Source organism: Saccharicrinis aurantiacus, from assembly GCF_947489045.1.
GTDB lineage: Bacteria > Bacteroidota > Bacteroidia > Bacteroidales > Marinilabiliaceae > Saccharicrinis > Saccharicrinis aurantiacus.
On record NZ_CANLCN010000012.1, the window covers coordinates 72009 to 86051 of the forward strand.

General features: G+C 34.1%; 10 protein-coding genes. 6 read left to right on the plus strand and 4 right to left on the minus strand.

What is annotated here, in order from left to right; genetic code table 11:
- The first annotated feature begins 81 nt into the window (after positions 1–81).
- Both QMO11_RS14320 and QMO11_RS14325 read left to right on the plus strand, forming a co-directional pair.
- Complete coding sequence (locus QMO11_RS14320) at positions 82–2142, plus strand: WG repeat-containing protein (protein ID WP_282037913.1); 2061 nt, start codon at positions 82–84, stop codon at positions 2140–2142.
- Positions 2143–2196: 54 nt separating this feature from the next.
- The gene (locus tag QMO11_RS14325) at positions 2197–4236 is read left to right on the plus strand and encodes a WG repeat-containing protein (protein WP_282037914.1); all 2040 of its coding nucleotides are present in this window, start codon (positions 2197–2199) and stop codon (positions 4234–4236) included.
- A 70-nt stretch (positions 4237–4306) separates the two neighbouring features.
- Here the strand turns inward: QMO11_RS14325 and QMO11_RS14330 are convergent, their stop codons facing one another.
- From QMO11_RS14330 to QMO11_RS14340, 3 genes are all read right to left on the minus strand, one after another.
- The gene (locus QMO11_RS14330; protein WP_282037915.1) at positions 4307–4876 is read right to left on the minus strand and encodes a class I SAM-dependent methyltransferase; all 570 of its coding nucleotides are present in this window, start codon (positions 4874–4876) and stop codon (positions 4307–4309) included.
- Between the two features lie 133 nt (positions 4877–5009).
- Positions 5010–6671 carry an alpha-amylase family glycosyl hydrolase gene (locus QMO11_RS14335; protein WP_282037916.1) on the minus strand — a complete coding sequence of 554 codons (1662 nt, stop codon included), beginning with the start codon at positions 6669–6671 and terminating at the stop codon, positions 5010–5012.
- Positions 6672–7107: 436 nt separating this feature from the next.
- Positions 7108–7701, minus strand: coding sequence for a sugar O-acetyltransferase (locus QMO11_RS14340; protein ID WP_282037917.1), 594 nt, complete (start codon positions 7699–7701; stop codon positions 7108–7110).
- Positions 7702–8526: 825 nt separating this feature from the next.
- Between QMO11_RS14340 and QMO11_RS14345 the strand changes: the two genes are divergently transcribed.
- The 3 genes from QMO11_RS14345 to QMO11_RS14355 all read left to right on the plus strand — a co-directional run bounded on the left by QMO11_RS14345 (position 8527) and on the right by QMO11_RS14355 (position 10237).
- Positions 8527–9081, plus strand: coding sequence for a hypothetical protein (locus QMO11_RS14345; RefSeq protein ID WP_282037918.1), 555 nt, complete (start codon positions 8527–8529; stop codon positions 9079–9081).
- Entirely contained in the window at positions 9078–9542 is a 465-nt protein-coding gene (locus QMO11_RS14350) for a toxin-antitoxin system YwqK family antitoxin (RefSeq protein WP_282037919.1), read from the plus strand. Before QMO11_RS14345 ends, QMO11_RS14350 begins: the two co-directional genes overlap by 4 nt.
- A gap of 233 nt (positions 9543–9775) precedes the next feature.
- Positions 9776–10237 carry a hypothetical protein gene (locus QMO11_RS14355; protein ID WP_282037920.1) on the plus strand — a complete coding sequence of 154 codons (462 nt, stop codon included), beginning with the start codon at positions 9776–9778 and terminating at the stop codon, positions 10235–10237.
- Between the two features lie 442 nt (positions 10238–10679).
- Here QMO11_RS14355 and QMO11_RS14360 read toward each other — a convergent pair whose 3' ends face one another.
- On the minus strand, positions 10680–12137 hold the full coding sequence (locus tag QMO11_RS14360) for an alpha/beta hydrolase family protein (protein ID WP_282037921.1): 1458 nt from the start codon (positions 12135–12137) through the stop codon (positions 10680–10682).
- Positions 12138–12392: 255 nt separating this feature from the next.
- On the opposite strand from QMO11_RS14360, the gene QMO11_RS14365 reads away from it, so the two are divergent.
- Complete coding sequence (locus QMO11_RS14365) at positions 12393–13856, plus strand: sulfatase family protein (protein ID WP_282037922.1); 1464 nt, start codon at positions 12393–12395, stop codon at positions 13854–13856.
- Positions 13857–14043: the final 187 nt, after the last annotated feature.

The window sequence follows — 14043 nt, forward strand, 5'->3', positions numbered from 1 at the left end:
TAAAGGTATTAAACCACATCACAACACTTTATCTAGATTGCTTTTTTTAATAGTCTTATACTTATAGAGATACCATTTCAAATGAATAGAAATAGTTTACAATTGAATTTAATTACCCTTGTTGCTTTGGTGCTAAATATATTTTTTACAATAAATATTTCTGCACAAGAGTACCCATTGCCCTATAAAACGTCAAATGGATATTTATATATAAATGAGAAAGGGAAAACTGAGATTAAAGAGAAGTTTAAATGCGCATACCATTTTATAAACAATATAGCTATTGTACAAGGAGGAAACAAAAGAGATTTTTTAACTGGAGCAATAGATAATAAAGGAAAAGTTATTATTCCGTTTTATTATAATGAAATTTCAGAATGTGGCGAGCTGTTAGCTGCTCGTAAGGGGGATAATTACGCATTTTACAATAAAAACAGTGAATTATTGCTTGGCTTACAGGATAGTATCTCTCCTTTTGATATAAAGGATGGGTTTGTACGAAATTATCGCAATGGTGATTATTCTTATTATCACATTGCTTCAAAACGTTATTTCACTTCTAAAACGGAAATAAATAGAAATTATCCATCTATTTACAGATTAGGAACCAACCAGCAAGATTATATCTTCAACATTAACCATCAAGATTATTTTTGTGCTATTGATACTAAGGTTTATCAAATAAATGTGATGCCTTTTTGTAATGAAGAAATAGTGCTTGTGAAGAAAAGTGATCGTTGGGCTATACTTAATATCACTAATAACGAATGCAGCGAATTTATTTATACAGCCTATAAAGCGCCGAGCAAAAATAAAATGTATATAGAGGGAATTAATAATGAAACAAGGCATCTCTATAACAAAAAAGGAGTTTTCTTAGATTCTTTGCCTTTTACACATGAAAATTATCAAACATGTTATTTACATGAACAGTTTCAGGTGCAAAGCTATGGAGAATATAAGACCCAATACTCAGAGTTAATAGCGCCGTCTGGCGAAGTGCTGCTAACAAAAGTAAATGGTATAATTAGTCCGATTATGAACTTTGATGGCGAACCTACATTTACAATTAAGAGCAAGAGTAATTCGAATCTGATTTATGGAATTTTCAGACCTTCAGATAATAAAATAGTCCAATGTAAATACCATGAAGTGTTTTTTGACAATAAGGATACAATGTATTTTAATAATAACGTAGGTGTTAGTGGATGTGTAAAATGGGGATCAACAGATACCATTTATTTCGAGAATAAGAAAGTAGTTGATATGGTTAAAGGAAACCCTATATTTTTAGATAAGGACCTAGGGAATCAGTTGGGCAGATATATTCTTGATGAGAATGGAAATAAACAAAAGTGCAATGTAAAATATAAGTCGGAGAAAGAATTTGAAACAATGATTGCTCTTAATGTTGATAAAAGCTACTATCTATTAAACTCAGATCTTAAAGTAATATCAGATAACTATAAAAGTATTACGCGTAAACAGAATGAGAACTTCCCGGGTAAAGATTATTTTATAGCAGCGTTAGATTCATCATCATACTTGCTTGATTCAGATGGTAACAAACAAAAACTACCATCCTATGGTAAATGGACCAAATACACTGTATACCCTTACAATACATTACCCGTATTATTGGTTGAAAGTGGTAAGAAGAAGCATCTTGTTCATATGAAAACTATGGAGCTTTTATTTGAAGCAGATAATATTTCTGTGATGCATACAAGTACAGATAAACCATTTATTTGGATAAGAAATAAGTCTGAAGATCCGCGGCTATACATAGGTGCAGAACTATTAAGTAGTAACAAATCTATTCGCAACGTAAGTAAAGACCCAGTTTGTTATTTATATGAGGATGAAGGTAAAACGATGCTGATTGATAATGATGCAAATATCTATCCAATAGATTGTCAAGCGATAGCGTTTGATACTAAAGACTTGTTTATTTTAAGACACCATAAAACATATGATAAAGAAAAACTATATAGTGTATTTATAAAAAAAAGTGGTAAACAAATATTTTTTAAAACTAAGCCAATTGTCCTCGAGTCGGATAAGCTAATAATAGTCAAACGAGAGGGTAACCCTTACTATTTTACCTTTAATGGCGAAGTGCTTTTTGATCTTAATAATTAAAAATTACCGACCGAAATAGAACAATCATAAGTTGATTAAAATTAAGACCAGAAAATGAAATATATATTTGCACTTACTTTTTTTGCCATACTAACAATATCAAGTGTGGCGCAAAACAACAATAATTATCCCTTTTATAAAAACGGATTGTATGGCTTTAAAAACAAAGCGGGCAAAGTAGTACTAAAAGAAGCTTATAGCAATGTGCAGCCTAGTAAAGGTGACGCTTTTATTATTCAAAAAGACTTAGATAAAGGTCTTAAGTGGGGAGCCGTAAACAAAAAAAATAAAACTATTATCCCGTTTATTTATGAAGACCTTTCATATATTTCCGAAACAGTTATAGCTGGTTTTGTTCCTAATCAAATTCATCTATTTAATACCAAAGGAGAGCTTCTAGCAAAATACGCCGACGATAAATGGGAATTGATAAAATTGGATACAAATGCTTCGGCACTAGTAGCCAATAAATACAAAACATATTATAATAGGAGGGATAGGTACTACCTTTATCCATTTAATGAAACCTATGATGATTATGAGTTAAAAGAAATCTACAGTGATGAGTTTCCGAGAGAGCTGATAAGAAAAGTGCTTATTCTTACAAACTATCACGAAAAAGGATTTCGCATTTTGGATGAAAAATACAACTCTTTATTCGACCTTAAAATACCGCTCCACTTAAGGTGCATGGATTGGGATTTACCACTCGACCAATTAGTATTTTATTCAAGAGGTGAGATACTTAACCCTAGTTTCCCAAATAAGTTAACGGATAAAGAAATACTTTCTGTTAGAAAGTCGAATAATAGTAATCGCCTTATTGAAATACAAACCAAAGAAGGAATTGAATATTACGATAACTATCTCAATAAAGTTTATAATAGCACTAATGAAGATATTGAGCTTTATAAAAACGATTTTGGCTTATTTAAAGCAACTGAAGATTCAGTCCTTTATATATCATTAAAAACGGGTAAGGTAAGCTCACTTGACTCATTGCAGATTGATAATGTTGAAATGCTACAAAACGCCATTCTTGTTTCTCATTATAAATCTGAATTTGAAGCAAGTATGCATATATTAAGAGAACAAAACGAAGAATTGTTAGTAGAGCCTATAGAAGCGTTTGAGGCATATATGCCTCCTGCAGGTCTTTATGTAAAGAAAGATTCCTTATTCTGGATAGATTCTCAATATAACTTTGAATATTTTCATCCTAAAAACTGCTTAAAAAGTTCATCCTTAAGCAAACGAGAGCTTTTACTGCTAGACGAATGGAACCATAAAGACTCGGCATCAATTAGTATTATAGGAGAGCAAGGGAAATACATTTTATTTAGTGTTCCTAAGGAAGGAATAGGCTATGTATTTACTACAGATCAAACCTTTGTTTCCACAGTTGATTTAAGTTCAATGCAGGACAATGCATTTGTTGACTATAGCAATGATAATATGTATTTGCTATGGTATGATTTGCGAAAATTTCCGGTTCCCAAGGATTTTAATCTTGTGCCATTTTTAGCAGAATTACAACAAAGTGATCGTGATTTTATTGAATACCAAAACAATATTTATTATCAATATACTAGTAATGGTAAGAATGGTTTAAAAGATGTTTTTACAGATAAGGTAATTATTAAGGCTGCGTATGATAAAATAACAGTGTGTGAAGATTTTGATGAGTTTATAGGATTTGGACAAAAAGGTGAGCAATGGGAATTAATTGGCCTACCACCTTATGATAATATGCTTCTTTCAGAGAAAGCATATAGCCATTTAAGAGCTTATTCAAAGGAGTGCTTTAGGTTCCCGAATCATAAAGTATATAAGGCCTATAATTTTTACTTGATAGTTGAAAAAGGTAAGGTAACAATGCTAAACCTTGAGCCTACAAACAGAGTAAGTGTTAAGGATGGTTTTCCGTTTCAGGTTTATAATATGGTAAATGAGGATGGTATTTCTGAAACTGTAGTATTAAGTGCTGACTTTAGAATTTTACACAAGCAAGTTGATGCGTGTATAATTCATGAGTTTCCATATCAGGGTATTATGGTGGAGCGCAATAATCAGATGTTTTATATTTCAGAATGATATTAAACAAACAAAGTCTATGGCCAGAACTAGTTAATATTACTTCTGGCTATAGGCTATGTATACTATTTTAAAGTTTCCGAGCGATAATAAAAATAGAATCATTATCCTCAAATTCTTTATATTCTTCAGTACTTAAAATCTCAAATTGTTCTTTGAGTAACTCAGATAAAGCCTCCTCAGTATGTAGGTTTACAAACATGCCGTTATAGTTTTCAGTTCCTTTACCTTTCCAAAAGCTATGGCAAATCACACCATTATCATTAAGTATTTCAGCTTGTCTTTTTATTGATGAAGCCAATTCATCATCCTTAAGGTGGTGCAATACTTTGTTTGAGTAAATGGCATCAAAGTGAGTATCTACTTCTATTGTTGCTGCATCAAGTTGAAGAAAATTACTTTTGGGGAATTGAAGCGAAAGGTGCTTCATAAACTCTTCTGAAAAATCAGAGCCTGTAACCGTGTAATATTTACTCAGAATGTTCCAATCGTTTCCCGGACCCGTTCCAAGTTCTAATAACTTTGCATCATCCGAGAGGTATGGCCTTAGAGAATCAATTATCTCTATTCCACTCATACCTTTGGTCATATCGATGTATTTCTCTACCTGCTCTTTGTTGCTATAATAATCAGTGCTCATGTAAATACTTTTATAATGATACAATTATAACATCTTATTGTTTTTGAGTGAAGCTATCTATAAAAAAAGAAAACGAGAATACTTTTTTACAAGCACCCCCGTTCTGTTTTTGTTGATGTGATATATTTTATTCCTATAAGGATAATAAAACCATTGTGTATGGAGAGTCAATTTCTACTTGTCCATCTGTTACTTTTACTTCTTGATTAGAATAGTAATCAAATAAAATAGTATTCTCGCTGAATACATCGTCAACGCTAATTGTTTTAGGTCCTTTTTCTGCATCTAAGGCAACAATTACTTTGTTGCTATAATTTCCTTTTACATAGTCGCGACTAAATACATATGGAGCTTCTGATATTTTATTGTGAATACCAGCCCCTACTGCAGGATTCATGGATTTAAACTGACCTAACTTTTGATAATGTAACATTAAGTCTTGGGTTTTAATGCCATTAACCTCTGTGTTGTTTTCAATATCTTCCCAATTCATAAAAGTACGAAGCGTGGCATCACCAACAGCATCTTCTACAATAAGGTTTCTATTGCTTTCGTCACCATAGTAAATTTGACTGGCTCCAGGAGTTAAAAATAGTAGGTTAGCAGTGCGGAAAGATTTCTCGCGGCTTTCGTCGTATGGTGATCCATCATCATGCGAAGTAAGGTAATTCAGGATAGATTTTCCTTTCAATTCATTTTGTAGAAGAGTTGAATATTTATCAAAAATGAATTCATAATCTTTATCTCCATCACTTTTTAACTCAAAGTTGATTAATGCATCCATTCCGTTGGCATAATAATCAACCATAACTCCACCATTGTCGAACTCACGACCCGATGATATTCCGTAATTATAAACTTCCCCAACCGTGTAAAATGCATTATCATCTAGTACTTTATCTGGGTTGGCGGCTTTCCATTCAGCAAATGCCTCATCAGCAAGAGCTCTTAGTTCTGCCCAAATTCCTTCTTCGGTATGTTTAGCAGTATCAATACGGTAACCGTCAATTCCATACTTTCTAACAAAATCAGTAAGCCATTTCATAATGTAGAAACGTGGCGCGCGTGGGTGACCTGTATGCGCAAAAAAAGCATTGAGTTCATCCATTTCCTCTTGTAATCTACCTTCTTTTTCCCATTTTTCAAGTAGCGTTTCTGGTAAATCAACATCCGCATTACTTCCTGTTAAAACATCCGGTAGGTTTTCAACTAAAGTACAGTTCACTGTTGTGTTGTAATCTTCATAAGTACAAGCAGGGCCAGTACGAACCCAGTCAGTACCATACGAAGGGTCTTTATCAGTAATAGGACCTGTGTGATTAATAACCACATCCATAACTACTCTAATGCCTTTTTTGTGAGCTGCTTCAACTAATGCAGCAAAATCTTCTTCAGTACCCCAATTAGGATCTATTCGGGTCCAATCTTTAGCCCAGTAACCATGAAAACCATAGGTACTGCCAGTTCCTTCATCAACAGAGCCATGTATTTGCTCGGCAATAGGAGAAAACCAAAGTGCATTAACGCCTAAATCGTTAAAATAATGTTCTTCTATTTTTTGTGTGATCCCTTTAAAGTCACCACCCATAAAGCCTCTTAATACACCAGTTTCTTTGGTTCTTTCAAAATTAACATCATTACTTGAGTCGCCATTATTAAAGCGATCTGTTAGCATGAAATAAACATTTGCATTTTCCCAAATAAATGGAGCTTCAGGTATTTCTTTGTTTTCCTTTGTCTGTGAACAGGAGATTGTAAAAAGGGCGATTAGTGCTATAAAAGTATACTTTAGCATAGTAGATATATTAGTTTATTTGTTTTGATTTAACTGATTTCCTATGGTTGATCTGAGTCAAATATAGACATAAAAAGTATGTGTAAAAATGCTAAAACACTTGTATTATAAGCGATTTGATAGGCTTTGTCAGGTTTCAAACGTTTGCGGTAAAGTTGATTTTTTTTACATTTTTTTAATAAATGAGAGCGATATAGAATAGAAGTTGTTTAAAGTTGTATCGAAAATCTGCGAGTAACACCTTGATTTTATGAGGTTAAAATATGTATTTTATTTTGTCTCATAGAACTCTCGTTTCATTGGCTTCAGCTAATTTTTATTCCGTAGCTACGGCTATGCAATAAAAAATTGAGCTTTGCCACTGATAATCAAATTGTCACTCTCGCAATTCCCCTACAACCTTAAACAACTTCATATAAATGGAGATACACTGCAATTAAATGCGAAGTTTTTTGAAATAGTATTGTTTATCCTCATCTGTAATTTCTCGTAATACTTTGCAAGGATTTCCGGCAGCAATTACGTTGCTAGGAATATCTTTAGTAACAATGCTACCTGATGCAATAACAGTATTATCACCAATTGTAATATCAGCATTAACTACAACGTTTCCTCCAATCCATACATTGTTACCTATGGTGATAGGAAAAGCATATTCTAACTCTGTGTTTCTAACTTCGTGGTGAATGGGATGGCCTGCGGCAAATAAACTCACATTGGGGCCAACAAGTACATTGTTACCTATTGTAACTTTTGCGCAATCTAAGATGATAAGATTGTAATTGGAGTAAAAGTTATCGCCTATCTCAATATTATATCCATAATCACATCTAAATGGAGGTTCTATGTAAAAGCTATTGCTTGTTTTACCTAGTAAGGACTGTATAATAGTATTTCGCTTATCAAGCTCCGAAGGTTTTGAGAAGTTAAAATCATATACTTTCTCTTTTGCCAACTGGCGTTCTTTAAATAGTGCTTTATCAAAAGCAAAGTAAGGCTTGCCGGCTATCATTTTCTCTTTCTCAGTCATTGTTCTTCATCTATAGTTTTAACGAATACAATTTAATGAAAAGAAAATGTGTTTATAGTGGGTTTTGCAAAATGCTTAATAAATAGTTTTATAAGCCTATTGCAGATTTGGGCTTAGTAAATATTTTCTGATAAAGAGACGATTTATGCCGCCATACCTCGATTTTGTGAAGGGCTTTAGCTAAAGAAAAAATGCTGGTGACACAGTTTATTGAATAGACCCTGAACAGACTCCTGCAACTCTGCAGGAAGCTTGCGTCAGTGACGCAAACCCGCCGCAAAGTTGCAGGAAGCTTGCGTCAGTGACGCAAATCCGCCGTAAAGTTGCAGGAAGCTTGCGTCAGTGACGCAAATCCGCTGCAAAGTTGCAGGTAGCTTGCGCCAGTGACGCAAATCCGCTGCAAAGTTGCAGGAAGCTTGCGTCAGTGACGCAAATCCGCTGCAAAGTTGCAGGAAGCTTGCATCAGCGATGCAAATTTGTTGCACGGTGCAGGAAGCTTGCATCAGCGATGCAAATCCGTTGCACGGTTGCAGGAAGCTTGCATCAGCGATGCAAATCTGTTGCACGGTTGCAGGAAGCTTGCATCAGCGATGCAAATCCGTTGCACGGTTGCAGGGAGCTTGCATCAAAATAAGAACCAAAAGCACCTGACCCAAATGAGAAACAAGCCCACATCACTCTTATTTTTAAAGCACTTATAGCGGTACACGTTTACGAAATGTTTATATATTTGGTTTTTATTAAATATATCCCATACTAGTGGGGTATATAATTAGTTAGCGGTTATTATAAAAACACTTTGCACAAAACAATAGTATAAAACAAATGAAAAAAGTCATAATGTATTTCACATTATTAGTCGTTGGAAATTATCTCTGTTTAAAATTTGCTTTTGCACAAGACAACTATAGATTCATTGGATTGTTGGGATTTTTAATAGGCATGATATCACTGTTCAATTTTTCAGCAAAATTTGCTGGACTGTTTATCAATCGAGATTTTTCATTTAGCGAAATTACTTCTGCAAATTCAACGAATTATAAATCATTAAACAAACCAGCTTTTATTACACTAACTATGTTGATTTTTTTAGTTGGAATTCATGTTTGGGGGTATATTGGTTTTTTCAAATACCAAGATGAATTATTAGAACAGAATGGAATAGAAGCATTAGCAATAATTGCAGATAAAAAGTGGGAAAGAAGAGGTAAAAGTTCACCAGCGGAGTATTATGTTTATTATGAATATAAATATCGAGGTAAGAAATTTCAGCATAGTTACCCAAATGAATTAAAGGATATTGGCGATACACTATTTGTAAAATTTTTGCCCGACAATCCCGACAATCATAATGTTATTAAAAACAAATTTGAGAAATGAGTATACTTTTTAAAATCATTCACTTTTTATCAGGTACTAAAGAGACAATTAATTTCATTGTATCAAATACATTTTCTTCAAGGAACGGAGAATTTGAAAAAAAATATTCGAACGGCAATTATAAACTTAAGGGATTTTACCGAAATGGACTTAAATCTGAATATTGGTATTCATACTATGAATCGGGAAAGTTAAAAGACGAAGGATTATATAAAGACGGAATGAAAGAAGGTAAATGGATTTACTATTATCCTAACGGTACAATTGAAAATATTGAGCTAAATGCTAATGGCATAGTTGACGGTGAATTTCAATCTTTTCATGAAAATGGACAATTATATGCAATTGGTAAATACATGAATGGTAGAAGAGAGGGGATTTTCAAAATCTTCAATGACAAAGGTGATATTATCGATAAAATTGAATTTCTAAAAGGTGAACAAATAAATAACAACCGCTAACATTTTGTAATAAGTAATGCGGGTAACGCACTATTCACGAGGGTTTGTACGGTTTTTGAGCTCCGCCAAATCTACGATTTGACAGGCTAATACAAATTTGAAAGTTACCTGTAAAATCGTAGTTTTGGCTACTTAGTTATTTGAGGCTGTTATGGGTTAAATCCCGCACTACTCATACACGAGCCGTTGGCAGTAAGCATATGACGTCCTAAAAAATAAAAAAGATATTACAAATGAAACACTTTTTCATAGCCAGTATTAATTATGACTTTCAAAGGTTTGGACTTCTTATATTTGGACTTTTAGGTTTGTTAGTAGTTTTTTTTCAACTATTTCAGATTATTATAAATAAAAAGAATGGAATAAAGAAAAAACCAATCTATTCGTTGATTGTAATTAGCTGTATATGTGCATTAGTAGGAATCAGAGGATATTTATCTTGGACAGAATTTAAATCTAATAAGGCCAAAACAGTAGGAATAACTGTTCGTCATAAAATATATGCGAAAGCAAGCTCTGTAATTGAATATGAGTATTATGTTAACGGTAATAAGTATATAGATGAATCAAGTTATGGTTCTGCTGACTTAAAAAAAATAAAAATTCCAGGAGGTAAATATCCAGTTTATTATAATACTAGAAATCCTAAAATATCAGAAATGGATTTTAGTAAAGTTCCTAAATCAATATGGTAAATAAAAATGCCAACTGCCAATCGAGTAGAGCGCCGCTAGGCGTATAGCCTAGCGGAGACCCTCTCACACCACCGTACGTACGGGTCTCGTATACGGCGGTTCTTTACATCATGGGGAACAATGTATTTGTTTTGGTAGGTAAAGAAGATGTGATCTCATTGTACATTGAAGCCAAAGAGATATAACCACGTTTTTGCAGATGTTCAACCCTTATTGTAGTCCCTAAAATGGGACTATGCCAACAATAAGCTAATTTTGTTTTAATATTTGCGTACTTGAAGTTATTAATCCAACTCCGTTGAATTTCAATTAACAGCCCATAAGGCATTTGCCACAAAATATCGTTTTCAGGTATTAAAAGGGTATTATGGTCACCATTTTTTGGGCATAGAAAATTTCACTGGGAGTTGAGAAAATAGCCTTAACTCCCAGTGAATTCCTTTTATTCTCCTAAATATTCCTTCTTCGTAGGAATCCATACACGGTTATATTTTTCAACCCTTTCCATTTCAAAGAATTTACTTTCTGAATTAGTAAGCAATTTATTAGCACGCTCATTCATGCTTTTTGGCGAAGTATCAGGCCATTCGCCCTTGTCAAGTCTTTGCTCCATGGTTTCCAGAGCTGATAAAAACTCTGATATGCTAAAGGAACAGTGGCCCCATCTTTCAACAAATGCGCTTCTATAAAAATCTTGGTAACCATTAGCTTTAATCAAGTCTTCATACCCTTGTGCCATTGATGGATATACTAAACCATCGCCTTTAGTGTGAATGCGTAGTAAGGGTATTTTAGGTTCACCTATGTGAGTTCTTCCGGGGGCACTCCAATATTTCTTAGCAACGGCATCTGCTTCAATTCGAGGGAAAGCATTCACTTTCTTAAGGTCATCTTTTAAATTTATACCAGCTTCTTTGTACAATTTATTCACCGCACTTTTATATTTTTCATATCCATTATTATAAAGTTCTTTATAATCAATGCCGTCATTTGATTTTAATTGTCCTCCGCCCGATAATTCTAGCATGGTAGTGCCAAATGTTCCTTGTGAGGGTAGGAGCATAAATAAGCTATTAAACATACTTTCCTGTAAGGCCAAATAGTCATCTTCATTGGGTGCATAATGCGGTGCTTCCCCAGGTCCACCCCAAGCAGGCCACTGTCCAATAGTTATAGCCAAGGCAATTCGAGCTCTTCCTTCCGGAGTTTTTTGCGCCTCACTAATGGCCTCTTTCCATTTCTTTTCTACTTCTCCAATTTCTGGGTTATATAGTGGTAAATCAATGATTGGTAATTCGGGCGCAATTAAGGCTTTCAATACAAATAAACCGTCTAAGTGCGTATTTGCCATCCAAGGACTTGTAGCACCACAACCGGCAATACCACCATCAAACCTATCCGGATGAATTTCAGCAATAGCCAAAGTAATGGTGCCACCACCAGAGCAACCATATTGAATAGTTCTTCCTGGTTTACCAAAAGTTGCTTCAAAAATATCTAATACAGAAATGATATCGTGTATTTCGTGAGCCGGATCATAATTACTTAACCTGCCCGGACGTCTTTTGGTACCCGACATGGCATAGCCTTTTTCAAGTAGGTATAAATATTTTTTAGAGTTGGCAGCATCGTAATAATCCAAATCGCTAATCAATGTACCATTCCAGTTTTTAGGCACGCGTATCTTATATTTTGTATTTCTAATGGGAATTACGTCTTCAATTTCTACATAGGTATCCTTTGAAATAAGGTTGGTTTCAGTTTCTGATAAATCAGGAATGTGCCAATTGGGGCTTTCTTCTTTTTTTTGAGCAGATATATTCGAGTAAGTAATAATATATATCAATAAAAGTAAAATACCGCGGTTTGGGATAGTGATAGACAGTAGCTTCTTGTTCATTAGTGAAAATTATTGTTTAGTAAATAAATCGCTTGTAAAAGTAACTTGCAATTACACCGTTTTGTAGTAAAAATATATTAAAGAGTAATGATAAGATGAGTTTTACATAAGTAAAATAGGTGAATTTAAATCATTAATCAGGGGGAATTTTATGAAAAATAGGAAAGTCTAGTTATTGATGTGTTTCAAAAAATAGGATTCTTATTTATAAGGATAAATTCGCAAGCATTGATCAATATTTAAAACTGATATTTTATGAATAAATTATTGAATTTAAACCTTTGGCGTAGTTACTTAGCTGTCGCTCTTTTTGCTATGGCAGCCTTCAGTTGTACAAACCATATAACACCTAACAAAGAAACAATTGCTAAGAAACCCAATGTGGTTATTATTTTGGCTGATGATTTAGGATGGGGAGATGTTGGCTTCAATGGTTGTACCGATATACCAACACCAAACTTAGATGCCTTAGCCAATGATGGTGTAATTTTCACATCAGGTTATGCCTCGCATTCTTATTGCGGACCCAGTAGATCAGGATTACTTACGGGTAAGTACCAGGCGCGTTTTGGTTGCGGTAACAACCTTAGTAAAGACCTTGATGGACCTCAAGGTTTACCAACCAATGAAACTTTTATTTCTAATGTATTAAAAGAGGATGGTTATAATACCTGCGCCATAGGGAAATGGCATTTGGGCGATAGTATCCAATTTTGGCCTACCCAAAGAGGTTTCGACGATTGGTATGGTTTTACCGGAGGTGCTCGAAATTATTGGGGACAAAGTTGGGATAAAAAGTCACAATCATGGCACCTGATTCGACGTAATGGAGAGCCAGTTCCATTGGAAGAGCAGGGTTACCTAACTGATGACTTTACAAATGAAGCTATTAATTATATTGATGACTATACAAAAAGTGATAAGCCATTTTTTATGTACTTAGCATACAATGCACCTCATGCACCTATCCAGGCTACAAAAGAATATTTGAATAAAACCGAACATATTGAAAATGGAAAACGTGCAGCATATGGCGGTTTAGTTGTTGGTATGGATGAGGGTATTGGTAAGGTAATTGCCAAACTTAAAGCAGCTGGGGAGTATGAAAATACTTTATTCTTTTTTTATAGTGATAATGGTGGCCACGGTTCTGGTACACGTCAAGAACCCTATAGAGGGCGAAAAGGGAATTTATTTGAAGGAGGAATTAGGGTTCCGTTTTTAATGACTTGGCCTGCTGGTTTAAAAGGAGGAAAGCAATATCATAAGCCAATTGTAGCTTACGATATATTTACAACTATTTTAGGAGCTACTCAAATTAATTATAGCAAGAGTGCTGATTTAGATGGCACCAATTTATTGCCCTACGTGAAAGGAAAAGTAAACAATGAACCACACGATAAAATATTTTGGCGTTATTCTGATGGTTTAGGATATGCAGTGCGTAAAGGCGATTACAAATTGGTTAAAGAAGAGGTTCGTCAGGAGTTGTTCTTATTTAATATGAAAACAGATTCTTTAGAGCAATTTAATTTAGCTGCAGCGATGCCTGAGAAATTGAATGAACTTAAAGCAGATTATACAGAATGGAATAAAGGAAATATAAATAACCTATGGCCCGATGCCCATCCTGAGCATGTATATAAAGAAAAAGCGATTCGTGAGAGAGCCATAAAGGCGGCTTGTGGTGGCGAAAATAAAAAGCCAAATCAATATTAATTTCATAGCGAAAAGCATACAATCAGGGTGAATTTTTATAGCTCCATGTTTCAAGGTTCATTTACCCTCTATTTGACATTATAAAATTACCCCATTGTGGTGATTGTATAGTTTTTTGTGATTAAATATGAATGCCTCAGGTAGTTGCAGAGTCAATTATTTGAGGCATTTTGCATACCGATAAATC